This is a genomic window from Halorubrum sp. Hd13, assembly GCF_002252755.1.
In the GTDB taxonomy this organism is placed as follows: domain Archaea; phylum Halobacteriota; class Halobacteria; order Halobacteriales; family Haloferacaceae; genus Halorubrum.
In genome coordinates this window covers 107,489-121,843 of the sequence record NZ_NHOY01000037.1, presented here as the reverse complement: position 1 = coordinate 121,843, position 14,355 = coordinate 107,489, and the positions used below count along the sequence as shown (strand labels likewise).

Below are 14,355 nucleotides of genomic sequence, written 5' to 3'. Positions count from 1 at the left end.
CCCAGCCTCGTCGCTGGCGCCGACGACGCCAGCGACTCCCTCGCGGACTCCTCGCGGTCGCCGTCGGCGACCGCTCGGAGGCGCGCCACCGCTTCGGCTATTTATAAACTGACGGCGCCGGCGAGCCCGAGGACACCTCACCTCGGTTCCGCTCGCGACACACTTAGTTTCCCCCCGCGCATTTGACTCGACAGACCCGTCGTCTCCCGGACCCGTCGGGCCGGGGGCGACGCCGACCACCATGCAACAGTACCTCGATCTCGTCGACGACACCCTGTCGACGGGCACGTACAAGCCGAACCGGACCGGCGTCGACACGATCGCGTCGTTCAGCGGGCAGTACACCGTCGACCTCGCGGAGGGGTTCCCGCTGCTGACCACCAAGCAGATGGACGGCTACCGCTGGAACTCGCTCATCCACGAGGTGCTGTGGTACCTCTCCGGCGAGGAGCACGTCGAGAACCTCCGCGAGGAGACGAAGATCTGGGACGCGTGGGCCGACGACGAGGGACGGCTCGACACCGCCTACGGCCGGTTCTGGCGCCGCTATCCGGTCCCCGAGGACGACGCCGCGCTCCCCGGCGAGACGTGGCCCGAGGACGCCCACCGCTGGGTGACCGTCGAGGAGGGCCCCGACGGGAGCGAGCGCCGGACGTTCGACCAGATTCGGTACGTGCTCGACACGCTGGAGGAGAACCCCCGCTCCCGGCGGATGGTCGTCAACGCCTGGCACCCCGCCAACGCCGCGACCTCGACGCTCCCGCCGTGTCACTACACCTTCGTCGTGAACGTCCAAGACGGGCGCCTGAACCTCCACCTCACGCAGCGTTCGGGAGACATCGCGCTCGGCGTGCCGTTCAACATCGCCGCGTACGCGATCCTCGCGAACGCGCTCGCCCAGCGGACCGGGTTCGAGGTCGGCGAGTTCGGCCACACCGTCGTCGACGCGCACGTCTACTGCGGCCGCGGCGACCGCGGGAAGTGGTACGCGAACAACCTCCCGTACGTGCAGGAACGACTCGCGAACGTCGAGAGCAACGCGGACTACCTCGACGTGAAGAGTTGGGTCGAGCGGACCGCGCCCGACGAGGTCGACGGCGAGGAGGGGTACGACCACGTCCCCGGCCTGCTCGAACAGCTCTCGCGGGAGCCGCGCGATCGACCCCGGATCGAGATCGCCGACGTCCCCCTCGACGAGCTGACCTACGAGGACGTCGAACTCGTCGACTACGACTCCGCGGACGGGCTCTCGTTCGCGGTCGCGGAGTGATGTCCCGAGACGGGCCCGCGTCCGTCGGCGACGACGACCTACCCTCGGACTCCGACGTCGACCTCGTCCTCGTCGCCGCGGTCGCCGAGAACGGCGTCATCGGCGACGACGGCGGGATGCCGTGGCACTACCCGGCGGACCTGGCGCACTTCAAGCGGCTCACGACCGGTCACCCCGTGATCGTCGGCCGGAAGACGTACGAGAGCATCGCCGCCCGGATCGGCGGCCCGCTCCCCGATCGGACCAACGTCGTGCTGACGACGCGGGACCTCGACCTCCCGGCGGGCGCGGTCGTCGCGAACGACGTCACCGGGGCGGTCGTGCTCGCCGCCGCCGACGCCGCCGACCGCGGCGTCGACGAGGCGTACGTGATCGGCGGCGCCGCCGTCTACGAGCAGTTCCTCGACCGCGCCGACCGGATGGTGTTGACGGAGGTCCCCGACCGCCCCGACGGCGACACGCGCTTCCCCGACTGGGACGCCGACGCGTGGCGGGAAGTCGACCGCGAGGTCGTCTCGGACGCCGAGACCGACGGGGACCTCGCGTTCGTCACGTACGAGCGTACGGCCGACTGACGCTCGGACCGTTTCTTCCTCCGCGATTGAACGTTCAGGCGTTATCGTCGGTGAGTGGTGCGTAGAAACGATACCGCTCGCAAATTTCTCCACACGTAACAACACTTTTGAGCGTCTGGATTGGTATGTGTTATCATGCCATTATCGGAATCGACCATCGAACCGAAGCGGTGTCCGTTCTGCGAGGCGGAGCTGGCGTCCCCCGGCGCGGGATTCGTGCGGCACATCGACGAGAGCCCGGAGTGTCGTGACGCCTTCGACACGTGGCGCGACCGCGTGACCGACGACATGCGTGGGGGCTGGGCGGGGTGATGACCCCGCTCGCGCGCGCGGCCGTCGGGAGGTCGCGGCCGCTCAGCTCCGCAGCGCTTCCACCGGGCGCTCGTTCGCGGCCTTCCAGGCCGGGTAAGCGCCGCTGACGAGTCCCACGCCGACGCCGAAGCCGAGCGCGAGGAGGAGGTAGTAGCCGTTCGTCGGGTCGAGCGCGAGCGCGGCGTCGACCTCGGGCGTCGAGACGACCAGCCCCGCGACGAGCAGGACGGTGAGGGCGGTCCCCGCGGCGGCGCCGGCCGCGCCGATGAGGCCGGCCTCCGCGAGCAGCACGCGCAAGACGTCGCGGCGGGCCACGCCGACCGCGCGCATCACCCCGATCTCCTCCCGCCGCTCGACCGTGCTCATTAACATGACGTTGAGGATCGAGACGCCGGCGACGACGAGCGAGATGGCGCCGAGGCCGAGGAGGAACGTGCTGAGCAGTCCGAAGAACTCGTTTACCTCGTCGACGATCGCGGCGAGTTCGAAGAGGTCGACGCGCTCCTCGCGGGCGTTCACCTGCTCGCGGATGTCGTCGGCGGCGGTCCGCGCCGCCTCGCCCGACTCGGCGACGACGAGCACCTGGCCGTACCCGTCGGCCGAGAACGCGGACTCGGGGAGGAAGACGGCGTCGTCCGGGGCCACCGGGCTGAACGTCTGGCTCTCGACGAGCACCGCGACGACCCGGACCTGTCTCCCGGCGATCCCGACGGTGTCGCCCGCGCCGACGCCGAGGTCCTCCGCGACGCCGGCGCCGACGATCGCGCCCTGTCGGTGGCGCTCGGGGAGCCGCCCCTCCGCGGCCTCGAACGCGAGCGCGGGCTCCTCGACGCCGTAGACGGTCGCGAACTGCTGATCGTTCTGCGCGGAGACGACCGCGTTGTCCGAGTACAGCGGGACGACCGCCGGCGAGCCCACCGCGCGCCGGATGTCCGCCACGTCCGCGTCCGAGAGCGAGTCGACGCCGGCGTCGTTGTTCGGCGAGACCACGACCTGCGTGCCGATGTCGCCGATGGCGTCGGCGGCGCCGAGCGCCAACACGTTTCCGAAGATGCCGAGCGCCGCGACCGCGAGCACGCCGATGCAGACGCCGAGCACCGCGAGGGCGGTCCGCACTCGGTTCCGGCGCAGGTTCCGCGCGGCCATCGAGACCGCCGGGCGCCACCCCCGGAGCCAGCCGCCGAGCCCCGCCCGATCGGGTCCGTCCGCCCGGCTCATCGGTCCCCCGCGGCCGCCGCCTCGGCGCCGCGAGCCGTCTCTGGTGGGGTCTCGTCGCCCGCCGGAACGCCGCCGACGAGGACGCCGTCGGTGAGCTCCACGACTCTGTCCGCGTACTCCTTGACGAGCGGGTCGTGCGTCACGGCGACGACCGCCACGCCCTCCTCTTTCACCCGCTCGAACTCGGCGAGGATCGACTCGCCCGTCTCCGTGTCGAGGTTGCCCGTCGGCTCGTCGGCGAGCAGCACCGCCGGCTCGTTGATCAGCGAGCGGGCGATGGCGACCCGCTGCTTCTGTCCCCCGGACAGCTCCGAGGGCTCGTGGTCCAGCCTGTCGCCCAGCCCGAACCGGGTGAGCAGGTCGGCGGCCCGGTCGCTCGCGTCGCCGGGGTCGAACGCGGTCGGGAGCGCGACGTTCTCGACCGCCGTCAGCGTCGGCAGCAGGTGGAAGTCCTGGAAGACGAACCCGATCGACCGCTTCCGCGCCGCCGTGCGTTCGGCGACCGAGAGGTCGGTCACGTCGGTCCCGTCGAGGAGTCGCTGTCCCGCCGTCGGGTCGTCGAGCAGTCCGAGGACGTTGAGCAGCGTCGACTTCCCGGAGCCGCTCGGCCCGACGACCGCGACGAACTCGCCCGGCTCGACCGCGAAGCCGACGTCGTCGAGCGCGACCACCGGCTCCGCGCCCCCGCCGGGGTACCGCTTCGTCACGCCGCGCAGTTCGACGCTATACATCGCGGCGACGGACGACGACGCCCGCGACGGCGAGCCCGGCGACGCCGGCGAGGCCGACCGCCCCGAGCGCCCCCGCGGAGCCGAGCGTCCCGACCGGGCCGGAGCCGCCGTCGGCGTTCCCGTCCGCGTCGGGGAGCGCCACCGTGTCGGTCTCGACGTACCGCACGCCGCGCTCGGTGTACGCGATCCGGATCGGCACCTCGTCGGCGACCGACGCGTTCGCGGTCGTGCGCAGGTCGAAGGCGACGAAGTCGCCGGCGCCGACCGCGCCGACGAAGTACTCCCCGCCGGCGGGGGTCGGCGCGACGCCCGGCGCCTCGCCGACGGAGACGACGACGCCCTCCAGCTCGCCGCCGCCCGCGTTACCGAGGTTCGCGTCGATCACGACCGCGCCGTCCTCGGTCGTCTCGACCGCCGCGTCGGTGATCGTCGGCGCCCCGTCGTGCGCCGGGTATCGGAGCGTCGACGTCGCGGTCCGCTCCGCGCCGGCGCCGGCCTGCGCGTCGAGCTCCGACCGGAACGCCGCCGTGAACGTCACCGCCGAGCGCCGGTCGAGCGGTCCGAGGTCGACGACGACGCGCCGCTCCTCGCCGGGCGCGACGTCCTCGACGACGTACGGGCCGGCCTCGAAGCCCCCGCCGTCGGCCTCGCCGTCGCCGTCGACCGTGTCCTCGCCGCCGCCGTCGACCGTGTCCTCGCCGCCGCCGTCGCCGCCCGCGACCGGCTCGCCGACCGCGGTCAGGCTCACGCGGTCCGCGGTCGTGGTCCCCGTGTTAACCACGGTCACCGCGACCGGGGAATCGGCCGACTGCACGGCTTGTTCGGCGTCCTCGCCAGTGTCGAGCCCGCCGCCACCGCCGCCGAAGATGCCCTCGATGCCGCCGACGTCGATCCCGCCGGCGTTCTCGCTCTCGTCGTCGCTCTGGAGGTCCTCCGGAGCGAGGCCGCGAGTGCGGAGGTCGAGCGTCACCTCGGCCGGCTGGACGTCGACGACGACGTCGCGCGTCACCGTGACGGCGTCGCCCTCGTCCTCGTCGTCGGCCGCCTCGTCCTCCGCGACGACCTCGACGGTGAGGCGGCGCTCGCCGGGCTCGTCGAACCGCGTCCACAGCCTCACGTCGAGGGAGTCGCCGGGCGAGAGAGCGCCGACCGCGGTCGCCTCGTCCAGCGGCGCCGCGTCCTCATCGGCGTCCGCGTCGAGGAGTCTGACGCTCCGCACGTCGGCGGCCTCGGGGCTCCCGCCGGAGTTCGAGAGGGTGACGTTCAGGGTCGTGCGCTCGCCGACGACGGGCTCCGTCGAGCTCGCCTCGACGCCGTCGATCGCTATCCGGGCATCGGGCACCGCCGCGGCCCCGCCGACGGCCGCCGACAGCGCGAGGAGGGCCACTAGCACGGCTGTCGTTCGTGTGGGATTCAAGTCGACCCTGTTAGGGGGCCGATCGGCATATATCCGTCGTAGGCGGGGGTCGCGACCGGCGAGCGCGACGGAGGTCGGGGGCGGCGAACGCGCCGACGGGCCGCGGGCGTCGCGGCGGGCGACGGTCGGCCGCCCCCGTCGGCCGCCAACGCGTAAAGGGACCCGGGTCGCGGCCGGGACGTACCGGTTACGGATGCTTTTTCAACCGTCCGGCGTAATAACGGGTAATGAGCCAAGGCGACACCGCGAGAGCGGGTGATCGGCGATGATGGGCGGCAACGACCAGCAGGCGTACGACCGCGGCACGTCGCTGTTCTCGCCCGACGGGCGCATCTACCAGGTCGAGTACGCCCGCGAGGCCGTCTCGCGCGGCGCGCCGAGCGTCGGGATCCGCACCGCGGAGGGCGTCGTGTTCGTCGCGATGTCCCGGGCCTCCTCGACGCTGATGGAGGCCGAGAGCATCGAGAAGCTCCACAAGCTCGACGACCACCTCGGCACCGCGAGCGCGGGCCACGTCGCCGACGCCCGCCAGCTGATCGACCTCGCGCGTCGGCAGTCGCAGGGGAACCGCCTGCGCTACGGCGAGCCCGTCGGCGTCGAGACGCTGACGAAGTTCGTCACCGACCACATCCAGGAGAACACCCAGCGCGGCGGCACCCGGCCGTACGGCGCCGCGCTCCTCATCGGCGGGATCGAGAACGGCGAGCCGCGCCTCTTCGCCGCCGACCCCTCCGGCACCCCGAACGAGTGGAAGGCGACCGTCATCGGCGGCGGCCGACAGGACATCCAGGGCCACCTCGAGGAGGAGTGGACCGACGACCTCTCGCTCTCCGCCGGTATCGAACTGGGCCTCGCCGCGCTCGCGGCCCACGAGGACGAGTTCGAGCCGAGCGACGTCGCCGTCGCGACGATCACCGACGAGGAGGGCTACCGGACCGTCCCCGGCGACGAGGTCGCCGAGGCGTTCGAGGCGGCCGGAATCGGCGACGAAGAGACGGACGAGGCCGACGACGACGAGGCCGACGCGGACGACGAGGAGTAAGTCGCGTCCGTCGCTCGGCGGCTCACTCGCTATTTTTTGTCCCACGGCCCGCGCCGCTCAGGCGGCGATCAAGACGCCTAACCCGACGAGCGCCGCGGCCGCGATACCCGCGAGCCGGGACCGCCACGTGCCGCGTGCCGGCTCGGTCGCGACTCCCCGCGCCCGACGCACCTCGTAGCTCGTCCACGCGCCAGCGACGACGGCGAGAACCGACATCAGCGGGAGCGCGAACGCGACGATTCCCCAACCGATGAGGACGGCAAACGCGGCGAACCCCGCGACGACGCCGCCGATAGCGCCGGAGACCAGCGCCCCGATCGGGTGACCGCGACACGTCGCGAGCGCCGCGGTTCCGGCAGCCACGACGAGGAGCCACGCGGCGACGAGCGCGTCGCTCGCGGCGGTGCGGACGCCGGCGTCAAGGATCGATATCACGCGGAAGAGGCCGGCCGGAACGACCGCACCGAAGAGGGCCGCCTCCGCGGTCGGAAGCGACGGGAGGCTCGGGGACACGGCCGACGATCCCCCCGGACCCACGTATGCGTTCCGCCGATCGCTTTTGTGCGCCGCCGCCGAACCCGGGGCATGGCACGCATCGCGGACCTCGTCGCCTATCCGCTGAAATCGAACGACGGCGTCGCCCTCGACCGGGCCGAGCTCGGACCGGCGGGCGCGCTCCGCGGGGACCGCACGTACGCGCTCGTCGAGGCCGGCGTCGACCCCCACGAGGCCTCCGTGGGCGGGAACGGCGGGTACGTCAACGGAAAGAGCGAGCCCGCGGTCCACGGGCTCCGCGCGAGCTACGAACTCGCCGGCCCCGCTGACGCGACGCCGACGGCGGTGACCCTCTCGCGGCCGGCGCGCCCCGAGACGGGGGTCGACGCGGACGAGCGGACCTTCGCCCTCCCCGACGAGGGCGACGCGCTGGCGGCGTGGGTCGGCGACTACCTCGGCTACGCCGTCGACCTCGTGCGCGAGCCCGACGGCGGGTTCCCGGACGACCGCGCCGCGCGCGGCCCGACGGTCATCTCGCGCGCGACCCTCGAGACCGTCGCGGGCTGGTTCGACGGGGTCGCCGACGCGACGGAGATGCGCCGCCGGCTCCGTCCGAGCGTGGTCGTCGACGACTGCCCCGCCTTCTGGGAGGACCGGCTCTTCGCCGACCGGGGAGAGGCGGTCCGGTTCGCGGCCGGCGACGCCGAACTGCTCGGCGTCAACCCCTGCCAGCGCTGCGTCGTGCCGTCTCGGAACCCGGACACCGGCGAGGAGATCGACGGCTTCCGCGAGACGTTTATCCAGAACCGGCGAGCGACGCTCCCGGACTGGACCGAGAGCGACCGGCTCGACCACGACTTCCGGCTGATGGTGAACACCGTCGTTCCGGAGGAGCGGTGGGGATCGACCGTCGCGGTCGGCGACGAGGTGACGATCGAAGGGGTCGAGCCGCTCGACGAGGCGGCGTACTGAGCGCTTGGCGCGTCCGAACCGGTGCTGCCGTTTAAAAAGATTCGCGCGAAGTGGCCGTCGGCGACTACCGACCGCCGTCGGTCATCGCGACCGGTTCCTCATCGGCGTCGGCCGGGGCGTCGGCGGTCCCGCTCCCGCCGGCGGTCGGCTCCGTGACGCCAGCCGTGTCGGGCGTCGTCTCGCCGACGCCGAAGTGGTTCCAGAGGGTGACGCCGACGACCGCGTACGCGACGAGGTCGTAGTGGACGGCGCCCTCGAAGGCGGTGAACGCCGCGAGCGTGCTGTAGCCGAAGAGGGCCGTGACGCCCGCCACGAACACGCTCTCGTTCGTGAGCTCGCCCGCCGCCGCCGCGGCGAGGGACCGCTTGATGATCGGCCCGCAGGCCACGAGGAACGCGATCCCCGACAGCGAGCCGAGGTTGACGAAGAAGTGCGTCGCCATCTGCGAGTCGAGGATCGACTGGAGGTACTGGACCGTCACCGGGTCGTAGAACAGCCACTCGATACGGGTGGGGTAGAGGACGGCGATGTAGGGGGTCGCCACCATCAGCCCGAAGAGGACGGCGACGGCGACGCGGGCGGAGGCGAACTGCGCCGCGCGTCGCACCTCGAACGCCGCGTCGCCGGGCGCGACGACGAGCCCGCAGGCCTCCAGCGCGTCTCTGAGCTCCTCGCGGGAGACGTCGGGGTCGTGGTGGATCCCCACGGTCCCGTTCCGCCTCGTCGCCGAGGCGGCGCTGACGCCGTCGCGGTCGAGCAGGACGGCCTCCAACAGCCCCTCGCGTCGCTTCGTGTCGATTCCGTCGACAGAGAAGGTGTCGTGGACGTGCGGCTCCGGCACCCGCGCGGTCCGCGGCCCCGCGTCGTCGCGCGACGTCACACCGCGGCGGTCGCCCGCCGGCGCGTCGACGCCCCGTTCGCGGGCCACGGCGTCGAGGCGCGTCGGACGCCCGTGGCGGTCGTCTGGCATGTGAACTACCTTCGTCCGCACCAGCATGAAACTTCCCCCGGATCGCCGCCGAACGGGTTCCGGTCGGCCTCCTGCCGGCCGGCCCCCGGCCGCCTCACTTGGCGAAGTAGCTCGTCAGGTATCCCGAGAGGAACGAGGCGATCCCGACCGCGGCCAACAGCTCCCCCGTCGACCACTCGTCGCTCTCCTCGGAACGCGCGGCCGCGGCGGTCACGGCGAGGCTGACGAGAAGCGAGATGACACCGTTGCTGAAGTCGGTCTTAAATCCCATACCGGTCGTACGGGTCGCGGGCGCAAAATCGTTCGGTCGACCGGCGCTGTCGGCCCCGGATCCGCCGAGACGGCGCCGTTCAGGAGTTGACCGACTCCAGGTACGAGGTGACGATCATCTGCCCCTTCCGCGTGAGCGCCGCGCCCGACTCGCCGTCGACGACGAGCTCCTCGTCGCGGAGCGTGTCGAGGACCATCGACGTCTGCGTGACGTCGCCCGTGACGACGTCGGCGATGTTCGCCTCGCCGCCGGCCGAGTAGATCGACACGAGGATCTCCAGCTGCTCCTCCGTCGGGTCGAACGATTCGAGGTCCTCCATCGCCTCGTCGTACTCCAGTTTGATGTACCGGCCGAGGACGTTCAGCGTGCGCTCGTTCGGGACGGTCGCGATCGACGTGACCGTCTCGGAGTCGAGGGCGTGGCGGAACACGAGCGCGGGGCGCTGCGCGCCCGCGAGCGTCCGGTCGGTCCGCTCGTAGTCGATCACGGCTGAGAGGTCGACCTCGAACGGGTCGGGGCAGTCGACGAAGCGGATCGCTCCGGGCGTGAGGGCGACCGACGCCGTGTGGTCCGAGGCGTCCGTGACGCGCCCGCCCACCTTTGCGGGGTGCCGGACGGTGACGGTCACGTCGCGCAAGAGGGCCTTGAACAGCAGGCGGACGAACCGGTCCATATGCTCCGGCTTGCCCTCGACGAGGGCGGTGCGGCGCTCGCCTCGCCGCTCGTACGCGAGGGTGACGCTGTCGCTGAAGAACGACTGGAGGTCGCCGGGCACCGTCCCGACGACCACGTCGAACACCCCAGAGAGCGGGACGGTCGTCTTGCCGCCGTCCGTCGCGAGCACCAGCCGGCGCTCGCTCAGGAGCACGCGCCCCGTCACCGGCTCGTCGCTCTCGACATCCGGGGCGTGGACGCGACCGACGAAGTCGGCGACGACGGACTCTCCCATCGAATCACCGTAGACGCCGTTCGCTATTTACTGTTACCCACGGGGTATCAGTCGTAATAACGAGCTGTCAGGCTCGCCGCGGCGGTCGGGCGAACGTGTTCGGCCGTCGTTCGCCCCGAATCGCCCCTCGTTCGGCCTCGATCAGTCGGTCGATCGATCGGTGAGAGGCGTGGAACAGCAAAGCCTAATGAGGAGGGGATCCAACCATCAGGTGATGCCCACAGTAGAATACCTCAACTACGAAGTGCTCGACGACCACGGCTGGTCGATGGACGATGACAACCTCTTCGAGGAGGCCGCCGAGGCCGACCTCGACGCAGAGGACTACGGTACCCTCGACGTGAATCAGGGCGAGTACATCCTCGAATCCGCCGAGGCCCAGGGCTACGACTGGCCCTTCTCGTGCCGCGCCGGCGCCTGCGCGAACTGCGCGTCGATCGTGAAGGAAGGCGACATCGAGATGGACATGCAGCAGATCCTCTCCGACGAGGAGGTCGAAGACAAGGACGTCCGTCTCACCTGCATCGGGAGCCCGGCAACCGACGAGGTCAAGATCGTCTACAACGCGAAACACCTCGACTACCTGCAGAACCGCGTCATCTAACGCCGCACCGACCACGCCGCGGTCGTACTCACAGACGGTGTTCGATGTGGGTCACCCCCATCGGTGCCACCGTTTTTTCGGAGCGCCGGTTCCGTAGCGCCGCGGCCGCGGTGATCACTCGACCGTCCTCCAAGCCGATCACGCCGCCGTGCCATACCGGGCCGACCACGCCGTCGGCCCCTACCAGGCCGACCACGCCGTCAGACTCTCGTCGCGGCCGTACACGCGCTTGACGTCCTTCGCGTAGGCGAAGTCCCCGTCATGGTCCAGCTTCTCGTGGCGGTACTCGGGTGCGTCCTCGCGGATCTGGACGCCCTCGACGACGAACTCCTCGTCGCCGAACTCGACGGTCTCGGCGACGGTGAACTCGTAATCGCCGGGGACGTTCACCCGTACCGAGCGCGTCTCGTCGGCGTTCCCGTCCTTCGGGTGCAGCGTCACCGGGACGGTGACGTTGTCGACCGCGCGGGTCCACAGCGTCTCGACGGTCTCGATGTCGGCCTCCTCGACGCGCTGTTCCGGGCCGACCTCGATCCCGGTGACGCGGACCTGCATCAGCGCGTCGGGCGTGTCGACGACGAACTCCTCGCCGGTCCCGACGTAGGTGTCCGCGGGGACCTCCATCCGGGTGGTGAACGACTCGCCGTCCTGCGAGACGACGATGTCCAGTTCGACTGTCTCCTCTTCCGGAATTTCGGTCTTATAGGTGTGGTCGCAGTCGGTACAGCGGACGGTCGCCTGCCCGCCGGGGCGCAACACTTCGTGAACGGTCTCCTCGCCCGGCGAACACGACGGGCAGGCGAGACCGACTCGGTCTCCTGTTTCGGTCATTACGGCGTCGTATCCGCCGCTCGCGTAAATATCCGCCCCTGTGACCTCGGTGCGTCACACGCTCGCGTGGGGCTCGCGGCGGCGGTTCGGCGACCGCGGCTCTCGGCGTCCGGTCCCCGCCGGAGTAAGGAAACTGGTTTATCGGAGTCTGGGGAACGGACGCCCATGATCGTTCCCGGATCCAGCTCACAGCTGCTCGCGGCCGCGCTCGCGGAGGAGACGGGCCGGCCGCTGGCGACGCCGACGTACGACCGGTTCCCGGACGGCGAGACGCTCGCGGCGGTGCCCGACTTCGACGGCGAGGAGGCGGTCGTCGTCGCCGCGACCGACTCCGACGAGGCGTGGGTCGAACTGCTCCAGCTCCAGGACGCCGTCCGCGAGGCCGGCGCCGAGCGCGTGACGACCGTGGTCCCGTACATGGGATACGCGCGACAGGACCAGTCGTTCGGCGACGGCGAGCCCGTCTCCGCGCGGGCGATGGCGCGGGCGGTCTCCACCGGCACCGACCGCGTCGTCCTCGTCAACCCCCACGAGCCGGGCGTCGCCGACTTCTACGACGTCCCCGTGGAGACGGTCGACGCGGCGGGCGTCCTCGCGGGACCCCTGCCGGCGGACCTCACCGAACCGCTGTTCCTCGCGCCGGACGAGGGCGCGGTCGGCATCGCCGAGACGGTCCGGGACGCGTACGGCGCGGGCGAGACCGACTACTTCGAGAAACACCGCGACCGCGAGACCGGCGCCGTCGCGGTGTCGCCGTCGGACGCCGCCGTCTCGGCACGGGACGTGGTCGTCGTCGACGACATCGTCGCCACCGGGTCGACGATGAGCGAGTCGGTGGCCGTGCTGAACGACCGCGGCGCGGGCGCGGTGCTCGCCGCCTGCGTCCACCCGATGCTCGCCGCCAACGCCGTGACGAAGCTCCGCGGCGCCGGCGTCGACCGGATCGTCGGCAGCGACACCATCGAGGGCGGCTGCAGCGTCGTCAGCGTCGCCCCCGTCCTCGCCGACGCGCTGGCGTAGGGCTCTCGTCTCTGTTCTCCGCCGCCTTCACTCGATCTCCCGGATCGTTCGCGCCGGGTTCCCGCCGACCACGGTCCGAGCCGGCACGTCCTCCGTGACCACCGCGCCCGAGGCGATCACCGCGCCGTCGCCCACGGTCACGCCCGGGTTCAGCACGGCTCGCCCGCCGATCCAGACGTCGTCGCCGACCGTCACGGGCGCCGCGCGCTCGCGACCGGTCGCGCGCTCCTCGGGGTCGATAGGGTGCGTCGGCGTGTACACGTGGACGCCCGGGCCGAGCAGGCAGCGGTCGCCGAACGAGATCGGGTTCGTGTCGAGGAAGACGCAGCCGTAGTTCGCGAAGAAATCGTCGCCGACGGCGACGTTGTAGCCGTAGTCACAGCGGAGGGGCGGCTGGACGGTCGGCCCCTCCCCGACGGCGTCGAACAGCTCGCGGAGGAGCCGCTCGCGGCGGCCGCGTTCGGCCGGGGTCGTCGCGTTGTACCGCCGGGCGAGGTCGCGGGCGCGGGAGCGGTCCGCGACGAGCGCCGGATCGCTCGGGTCGTACGGCTCGCCGGCCAGCATCCGTTCGGTCTCGTTCGACACGGTCGAGGTGACGGGAGCCGATTTATAAGACCACGGTGGTTCGGCCGTCCGACCGAGCCTCACCCGTGCGTGTACCCGCGGTCGGGGAGGGAGTCGCCGTCGGCCGTCACTCCCTCCGCGGCGTCGACGACGGTCCCGACCCGGGTGAGTTCGGCCCGACAGGCATCTCGGGCCGCGTCGAGCTCGGCGTCGGGAACGGCGCAGACGAGCTCGAAGTCCTCCCCGAAGTGCGCCGCAAGCTCGAACCGGTCGCTCGGGCCCTCGGCGATGTCGTCGACCGCGGGATGGACCGGGAGCCGGTCCCGTTCGAGCGCGAACCCGACGCCGCTCGCCTCCGCGAGCTGGTGGAGCGACCGCGCGAGGCCGTCAGAGGAGTCCATCATCGCGGTCGCTCGCCCGACGAGCGCGGTCCCGTCGGCGACGCGGGGCGTGAACCGAAAGAGGTCGTTGGCGCGCTCGACCGACCCCTCGTCGTCGCGTTCGAACAGGCGGAGCGCGGCCGCCGACCGCCCCCACTCGCCGGTGACGCAGAGCGCCTCGCCCGAGGCGGCGCCCGAGCGCGTTACCGGTCCGTCTTCGGCGACCTCGCCGATGGCGGTCGAGGCCGTCGTGAACTCATCGTGGCTGTCGAGGTCGCCGCCGACGTACTCGGCGTCGACGGCCTCGCAGACGTCGACCGCGCCCGCGACGAAGCGGTCGAGTCGGTCGGGGTCGAAGGCGGCGTCGGCGTAGACGGCGACGGCGGCGGTCGCGCTCGCGCCCATCGCCGCCACGTCGGAGAGCGACGCGCCGACCGCGCGCCACCCCGCGGTGTACCGCGTCGTTCCCGGTGGGAAGTCGGTGCGCTCGTGGAGCATGTCGGTCGTGATGACGGTGTCGCCGACGACGGCGGCGTCGTCGCCCGCGTGCGGCAGGTCGGCGGCCAGCCGGCGAAGCGCGTCGCGCTCGTTCACGGCGGGTCCAACGCGCCGGAACCGGTTAGTATGGATCGGTCCGACGCTCTCGGCCCGCACGCGCGGTGCTCCGATCGGAGTCATGTTCCGTGGTACCACACATCATTTAAGGGAATAAGATAGGTTAACGAATATTATCA

Annotated in this window: 18 protein-coding genes; 7 read left to right on the top strand and 11 right to left on the bottom strand. The window is 71.6% G+C overall.

Translation table 11 applies throughout. The features are described 5' to 3' along the window. Positions 1–241 precede the first annotated feature (241 nt). The 3 genes from thyA to DJ81_RS19090 all read left to right on the top strand — a co-directional run bounded on the left by thyA (position 242) and on the right by DJ81_RS19090 (position 2,157). Positions 242–1,270, top strand: coding sequence for a thymidylate synthase (gene thyA / locus DJ81_RS05255; protein ID WP_094525921.1), 1,029 nt, complete (start codon positions 242–244; stop codon positions 1,268–1,270). After that, positions 1,270–1,845 carry a dihydrofolate reductase gene (locus DJ81_RS05250; RefSeq protein WP_094525922.1) on the top strand — a complete coding sequence of 192 codons (576 nt, stop codon included), beginning with the start codon at positions 1,270–1,272 and terminating at the stop codon, positions 1,843–1,845. The genes thyA and DJ81_RS05250 overlap by 1 nt, the downstream gene beginning before the upstream one ends. A 135-nt stretch (positions 1,846–1,980) precedes the next feature. Beyond that, positions 1,981–2,157: a hypothetical protein gene (locus DJ81_RS19090; protein WP_170938249.1), complete on the top strand. Its 177-nt coding sequence runs from the start codon at positions 1,981–1,983 to the stop codon at positions 2,155–2,157. A 42-nt stretch (positions 2,158–2,199) separates the two neighbouring features. Here DJ81_RS19090 and DJ81_RS05245 read toward each other — a convergent pair whose 3' ends face one another. From DJ81_RS05245 to DJ81_RS05235, 3 genes are read right to left on the bottom strand one after another with little or no spacing between them, the layout of a single operon-like run. Beyond that, complete coding sequence (locus tag DJ81_RS05245; RefSeq protein ID WP_094588801.1) at positions 2,200–3,375, bottom strand: ABC transporter permease; 1,176 nt, start codon at positions 3,373–3,375, stop codon at positions 2,200–2,202. Next, positions 3,372–4,106: an ABC transporter ATP-binding protein gene (locus DJ81_RS05240; protein WP_094588799.1), complete on the bottom strand. Its 735-nt coding sequence runs from the start codon at positions 4,104–4,106 to the stop codon at positions 3,372–3,374. The genes DJ81_RS05245 and DJ81_RS05240 overlap by 4 nt, the downstream gene beginning before the upstream one ends. Continuing rightward, positions 4,099–5,523 (bottom strand): hypothetical protein, encoded by a 1,425-nt coding sequence (locus tag DJ81_RS05235; RefSeq protein ID WP_249269077.1) that lies wholly within the window; start codon positions 5,521–5,523, stop codon positions 4,099–4,101. The genes DJ81_RS05240 and DJ81_RS05235 overlap by 8 nt, the downstream gene beginning before the upstream one ends. Before the next feature lie 268 nt (positions 5,524–5,791). Here DJ81_RS05235 and psmA point away from each other — a divergent pair, with 268 nt between their 5' ends. Next, on the top strand, positions 5,792–6,565 hold the full coding sequence (gene psmA / locus DJ81_RS05230; RefSeq protein WP_094588795.1) for an archaeal proteasome endopeptidase complex subunit alpha: 774 nt from the start codon (positions 5,792–5,794) through the stop codon (positions 6,563–6,565). 57 nt (positions 6,566–6,622) lie between these two features. Here the strand turns inward: psmA and DJ81_RS05225 are convergent, their stop codons facing one another. Then, on the bottom strand, positions 6,623–7,078 hold the full coding sequence (locus DJ81_RS05225) for a hypothetical protein (RefSeq protein ID WP_094525304.1): 456 nt from the start codon (positions 7,076–7,078) through the stop codon (positions 6,623–6,625). 72 nt (positions 7,079–7,150) lie between these two features. Between DJ81_RS05225 and DJ81_RS05220 the strand changes: the two genes are divergently transcribed. Next, the gene (locus DJ81_RS05220; protein ID WP_094588793.1) at positions 7,151–8,032 is read left to right on the top strand and encodes an MOSC domain-containing protein; all 882 of its coding nucleotides are present in this window, start codon (positions 7,151–7,153) and stop codon (positions 8,030–8,032) included. A 64-nt stretch (positions 8,033–8,096) separates the two neighbouring features. Here DJ81_RS05220 and DJ81_RS05215 read toward each other — a convergent pair whose 3' ends face one another. From DJ81_RS05215 to DJ81_RS05210, 3 genes are all read right to left on the bottom strand, one after another. Continuing rightward, the gene (locus DJ81_RS05215) at positions 8,097–9,002 is read right to left on the bottom strand and encodes a hypothetical protein (protein ID WP_094588791.1); all 906 of its coding nucleotides are present in this window, start codon (positions 9,000–9,002) and stop codon (positions 8,097–8,099) included. Between the two features lie 94 nt (positions 9,003–9,096). Further along, a complete protein-coding gene (locus DJ81_RS19085) occupies positions 9,097–9,273 on the bottom strand; it encodes a hypothetical protein (protein WP_170938248.1) in 177 nt (58 codons plus the stop codon). A gap of 79 nt (positions 9,274–9,352) precedes the next feature. Then, positions 9,353–10,222, bottom strand: a complete 870-nt coding sequence (locus DJ81_RS05210) for a CheF family chemotaxis protein (RefSeq protein WP_094588789.1) — start codon at positions 10,220–10,222, stop codon at positions 9,353–9,355. Positions 10,223–10,436: 214 nt separating this feature from the next. Here DJ81_RS05210 and fer point away from each other — a divergent pair, with 214 nt between their 5' ends. Next, the gene (fer, locus tag DJ81_RS05205; protein WP_094525308.1) at positions 10,437–10,826 is read left to right on the top strand and encodes a ferredoxin Fer; all 390 of its coding nucleotides are present in this window, start codon (positions 10,437–10,439) and stop codon (positions 10,824–10,826) included. A 28-nt stretch (positions 10,827–10,854) separates the two neighbouring features. Here fer and DJ81_RS19080 read toward each other — a convergent pair whose 3' ends face one another. Both DJ81_RS19080 and DJ81_RS05200 read right to left on the bottom strand, forming a co-directional pair. Next, positions 10,855–11,022 carry a hypothetical protein gene (locus DJ81_RS19080; protein ID WP_170938247.1) on the bottom strand — a complete coding sequence of 56 codons (168 nt, stop codon included), beginning with the start codon at positions 11,020–11,022 and terminating at the stop codon, positions 10,855–10,857. Further along, positions 11,007–11,657, bottom strand: coding sequence for an HVO_0476 family zinc finger protein (locus tag DJ81_RS05200; protein ID WP_094525309.1), 651 nt, complete (start codon positions 11,655–11,657; stop codon positions 11,007–11,009). Before DJ81_RS05200 ends, DJ81_RS19080 begins: the two co-directional genes overlap by 16 nt. Positions 11,658–11,822: 165 nt before the next feature. Between DJ81_RS05200 and prs the strand changes: the two genes are divergently transcribed. Beyond that, a complete protein-coding gene (gene prs, locus DJ81_RS05195; RefSeq protein ID WP_094525310.1) occupies positions 11,823–12,677 on the top strand; it encodes a ribose-phosphate diphosphokinase in 855 nt (284 codons plus the stop codon). Between the two features lie 27 nt (positions 12,678–12,704). On the opposite strand, the gene DJ81_RS05190 is transcribed toward prs, so the two are convergent. After that, complete coding sequence (locus DJ81_RS05190) at positions 12,705–13,262, bottom strand: sugar O-acetyltransferase (RefSeq protein WP_094588787.1); 558 nt, start codon at positions 13,260–13,262, stop codon at positions 12,705–12,707. A gap of 59 nt (positions 13,263–13,321) precedes the next feature. Then, the gene (thiL, locus tag DJ81_RS05185; protein ID WP_094525312.1) at positions 13,322–14,215 is read right to left on the bottom strand and encodes a thiamine-phosphate kinase; all 894 of its coding nucleotides are present in this window, start codon (positions 14,213–14,215) and stop codon (positions 13,322–13,324) included. Positions 14,216–14,355: the final 140 nt, after the last annotated feature.